The 4,511-nt window shown below is 62.0% G+C and carries 2 protein-coding genes and 1 pseudogene; 2 read left to right on the top strand and 1 reads right to left on the bottom strand.

The window, feature by feature from the left end:
- A partial coding sequence (locus JOZ79_RS13635; protein WP_294075210.1) for an amidohydrolase family protein occupies positions 1-566 on the top strand: 566 nt, incomplete at its 5' end.
- A gap of 87 nt (positions 567-653) precedes the next feature.
- On the opposite strand, the gene JOZ79_RS13630 is transcribed toward JOZ79_RS13635, so the two are convergent.
- Positions 654-3,596, bottom strand: coding sequence for a TonB-dependent receptor (locus JOZ79_RS13630; RefSeq protein WP_294075207.1), 2,943 nt, complete (start codon positions 3,594-3,596; stop codon positions 654-656).
- 270 nt (positions 3,597-3,866) lie between these two features.
- Here JOZ79_RS13630 and JOZ79_RS13625 point away from each other — a divergent pair.
- A pseudogene (locus JOZ79_RS13625) lies at positions 3,867-4,511 on the top strand (alpha-galactosidase); the annotation flags it as partial.

Below are 4,511 nucleotides of genomic sequence, written 5' to 3'. Positions count from 1 at the left end.
AGATGACGACGGACAACGACCGCAGCTACTTCAAGGAGCATCCGCAATATTACATGTACCTGCATCCGGACGAGCCGAGCTACGAAATGCTGATGGCGGCGCGCGACCGGTTCGTCGCCTTCCATCCCAGGCTGCAGTTCGTCGGCGCGCACATGGCGAGCCTCGAGTGGAGCGTCGACCGCCTGGCCGTCTGGCTCGACCGCTTCCCGAACGCGAACGTCGACATCGCCGCGCGGATGACCCAGATCCAGTATCAGTCGAACCAGGATCCGGCCAAGGTCCGCAACTTCTTCATCAAGTACCAGAACCGCCTGATGTACGGCACGGACGTTGCCGACAATCCGCCCGATCCGGCACATCCGGCCGACAATCCCGCGGTTACCAGCGCCGATTTCGAAAAGGACGTCGACCGGACCTGGCGGTCAGACTGGCGCTATCTCGCGACGCCGCTGACGCAGCATGTCGAGGACCTCAAGGCCGACGTCAAAGGCCTCGCGCTTCCGCGCGAGGTGATCGACAAGCTCTATTACCGCAACGCCGAGCGCATCTACCTGCACCACGGCTGAAAGCGCGGCGACGAGCTCGCCCGCCTGCGTCGGCTATGAAAAATCCCCCGCCCCCTTTTCGGAACGCGGGGGATTTTTTTGCGCTGATCAGAAGCCGAAGCGGACGCCGGCCGTGAAGGTTCGGCCGTAGGCGGTGTAGCCGGCGCCGACGCTGCTGCTGGTTCCGACCGCGCCGGATGCCCAGATGATGTTCGGGTCGCCGTTCAGGTAGGTGCGGACGATAGAGTTCGTCAGGTTGCGGCCCTCGACATAGAGCTTGATGCGCTTCGTGAGGTCGAAGCCGGCCGTCGCCGTCACCCAGTCGTACGCCTTCGCGATTGCAGGAACGCCGTCGATCTCCGTATAATTTGAGTAGACGAACGAGCTCGAGTGATCCCACGAGACGCTGAGCGAGATCGGACCCTTTTCATAGAAGGGATTGATCGACCAGGTCGTTGGCGAAATTCCGGCGATGCTGCCGAAGGTCTGCCCCTCAATCTTCGCCTTGCTCCAGGTGTGGGTGAACTGGGCGCGGATGCCGAGGCCGTTGTCGAGCAGATGCTGCCAGCTGAGCTCGATCCCGTAGACCTTCGAACTGTCACCGTTGATCGGCTCGATCACACTGAACAGCAATGGCGTGCAGGGGTTGCCGTTGAAGCAGCCGACCGCGCCGACATCGACATTGTTGCGCTGGATGGTGGTGATGTCACCCTTCAGCTTCTTCCCGAACAACGCGGCCGACAGCATGTCGTTGGGCTGATAATACCATTCGAGCGACGCATCGGCCTGCCACGCCTTGATGGGCTTCAGGTTCGCGTTGCCGTCGTAGTAAATGACGTAATCCTGGTTGCTCGTGTCGTCGGTCTCGGTCGGCGCGAACTGGTTGAGGTTCGGCCGCGCGACGGTTCGAGCAGCGGCGAGGCGCAGGTGCAGGTTCTTGGCAAGCTCGAAGTTCACGTTCGCAGCCGGGAGCGGCAACGTGTAGCTGCCGTTGGCGTGGACCGGCGTCGCGTTCGAATATTCGGTCACGGCGGAGGCCGTCGGATTCGCAGTGTCGGCTACGGTGACCGAGATGATCTTGTTGATCGCGGTCGCCGCGCTGGTCTGTGTATGCACCAGCCTCAGTCCGATGTTGCCCGTCCAGCTGTGACCGCTGAACGATGCCTCGACATATCCGGAGATCGTCTTCTCGCCGACAACGTAGGAATTCGTCGCATTGAACTGCGGCAGGGTGTCCGCGAAATTATACACACCCTCCCCTGACGTGTAGTTCGGCGTTCCGTCCAGCGACTTGAGCCCGGCGAGCAGTGCGTCCGCGTTGATCAGGACCTGCGTCGTCGGGAAGTTGCCGCCGGCGCCCGCGAAATAATTGGGGAAGTTGAACGTCGAGATGACATTCTGGCCCATGCTCGCGAAGGTGATCGGGCCAGGTTGGCCGGGCATGGTGTTGTAGAGGGTGCTGTACTGGTTGGATCCGTTGGTCCAGTCGTTCGAGATGTCGCTTCGTGACTTCGACCGCTTCAGATAGGCGAGGCCCGCGTCGATGTGGCTGAGGATGCCGTTGTCGACAGTATAGGTCGCGTCGGCCTTCGCGCCGGTGACCGTGTCCCTGATCGAGAAGCCCGAAAGCCCGTCGTAGTGCGTGCTCCAAAGCGCATTGTTATCGAGCGCTCCAGAAGCCAGCGCGGACGCGTAATCGGTGCCGTCCGGCAAGGTGACCCGGAGGTTCGGCATTTCGCCTGGGTTGGCCGAGAAGGTCAGCGTGTTCTGGTTATAGGGAGTTGGGGACACGAGGCCCGCGGTCAAAAAGGTATCGAGACCACCCTCAGGACGATTGGCGCGCGACCGATAGACGTCGCCGACAATCGACAGCCGCTGCGTCGGATCCCACTTCACGTTGCCGCCGATCAGATAGGTGGTCACCTTGCGGTGGATCGTCTGGTTGACGACCTCCGGATCGAAGTTGTTCGCGGTGAAACCGGTGATGAAGCCGTTCTTCACGGTCACGTTCGACCATTCTGGCAAGCCGTTCTGGTCGTAGGTGAAGTCGGGATAATAAGACTGATTGTACGCGACCTGCGGATCGTTGAGCTTCGTGTACATGCCATCGAGGGTGATGTGCAGGTTTGGTTGCGGCCGCCATTCCAGAGTGCCGGTGAGCGCCATGCGCTTCTTTCGATCGACGACCGAGCCGAACTGGATGCAGCAGAGGCCATTTACCGGCTGGGCGTCGGGCGGAGGCGGGCTGTCGGCGGTCGGACCGACGGGCCAGACCCCCGGGCTGTACGGGTCCCAGGTGGAGTAATTGAGCGCGTCAGTGCGGAACTTCTGGTCGGAATAGACGACGCCGATCAGGCCGCCCAAGGTGCCCGACCGGTTCGTGCCACTGACGAAACCGGAGATCTTGTAGCCCTTGTAGCGCGACATGTCGTTATAGTCGCCCTCGGCACGCACGGCCATGTGCACGCCGGGATGCTCGAACGGGCGCGCAGAACGCAGGTTGACGGTGCCGCCGATGCTGCCCTCGACCGCCGCAGCTTGCGGCGACTTCAACACGTCGGCGCCCAAAATGACGTCCGAGGGAAGAATGTCGAATGCGAAGTCGCGGCCGTCGTCGTCAGTTGCGAGGATGCGGTCGTTCAGGGTCGTGATATTGTACTGGGAACCAAGGCCGCGGACGCTGACATACTGGCCTTCGCCACCGGTGGTCCGGTTGATCGTGATGCCGGTCACGTGCTGAAGCGAATCGGCGACGTCGCTGTCCGGAAATCGGCCAAGCTCGGTTGCGTTAACGGAATCGAGCACGACCGGGGAATTGCGCTTGATCCGCACCGATTTGTCGAGGCTGCCGCGAATGCCGACGACGACGATATCGTGGCTGGCCTTGTTCGCGACGTTCGTGTCGGAGGTGCTCGATTGGGGAGCATTCGCATCCGGCGGCACCGGAATGTTCTGAGTCGCCGGATCGCTTTGAGCAAGCGCGGCGGTGGACACGGAGGCCAGGGCCAGCGCGATGAAGCGCGTGGTCATGTGAACGGATCGAGAAGCCATGATGTCCCCCTCAGAACATATGCGAAGTTTCAGTATGCTTCATTGTGCTTCCCGGCCGACCGCAAAGCAACCCCTTAATGCAACTCTAGCCTTACATGTTGGCCGTGTCAGCGCGACCTGAAGGCAGTCGAACATGGGTGCGCGGACTAGCCGCAACGAAAAGCAATCAGTGAACTTCGTTTTCGTTTGTATAAGCTCGCGCGCTTGTGCAAGCTGCCCTGGCGACCGCCCCTGATCATTGGGACGCGTCCGAGGGGCCGAGGGACAGAGATGCGCCATCCGACACTTACGCGCCGAGCAACGCTCACCGCCTTGATGAGCGGCGTCGCAAGCCTTTCCGCCGCCGTTGCCGTCCCGCGACGCGCCTGGGCTTTCGCGCAGCCGGTCACGTCTGCAGGCGACGGCGTTCTGCAGATCGATTTCGACAATGCCCTTTACTCCCGAGTGTCGCGGAATGGTCAGGCGGTCACCCCGCTCGAGGCGAGCGAGGGAGTGCGGCTGGCAGGTGGCAAGGTCATCGACCGTTTCGTCCTGCTCGATCGGCAGCAGACGGTGCTGCCGAACGGCAAGCGGTACAGCTTCCGCGGGCTCGCAGACGGATGGTTGGAAAAGCAGGTCGAGATCGAATTTCGTGAAGCTTATCCCGGGGCCGCGCTGATGACGGTGCGCTATCGCAACGTCGGCCGGCAGCCGATGACGATCGCACGCTGGTGGACGGCATCGCACACGCTCCTCGCCCACCCCAAAGGCGCCTGGACCTTTTCCGGGTCGTCACACCCCGACCGGCGCGACTGGGTGCAGCCGGTCACGCATGACTTCCAGCAGCGAAACTTCATGGGAATGAATGGCTCGGACTACGGTGGCGGCACGCCGATGTCGGTCGTTTGGCGGCCGGACTTTGGACTGGCCGTCGCT

The sequence above is a fragment of the Sphingomonas sp. genome (genome assembly GCF_019242355.1).
Lineage (GTDB): Bacteria > Pseudomonadota > Alphaproteobacteria > Sphingomonadales > Sphingomonadaceae > Sphingomicrobium.
Note: the sequence above shows the minus strand (reverse complement) of the source record. Positions and strands in the feature narration are given on the sequence as shown.

Excerpts from the sequence above, each read along its gene's own strand:
- JOZ79_RS13630 (WP_294075207.1), bottom strand. The coding sequence starts at position 3,596 with ATGGCTTCTCGATCCGTTCACATGACCACGCGCTTCATCGCGCTGGCC.